Genomic DNA, 230 nt, shown 5'->3' with positions numbered 1-230 from the left:
TACAACAGAACAACCTCAAAAAGAATCTGAGAATAAAAAAGATACCACTGCAAAAGAAACTGTTAAAACAAATAACTGGGAAGATAAAATAAAAGAAGTGGCATCAAGTGATAAAAGCGCAAATGAAAAATTTGATGCCATTAGTAAGTATGCACATGATTATAAACCTACTGACGATGAAGTAGAAAGATTCGGAAATGATATCATAAAAGAATATAAAGATAAAAATT

General features: G+C 28.7%; 1 pseudogene. It reads left to right on the top strand.

Going from position 1 to position 230, the window contains the following annotated elements:
- Positions 1-230, top strand: a pseudogene (locus tag V7024_RS23925) (hypothetical protein); the annotation flags it as partial.

The organism is Bacillus sp. JJ864, from assembly GCF_036963045.1.
Lineage (GTDB): Bacteria > Bacillota > Bacilli > Bacillales > Bacillaceae_G > Bacillus_A > Bacillus_A pseudomycoides_C.
This window is presented reverse-complemented; position numbering and strand designations above follow the sequence as displayed.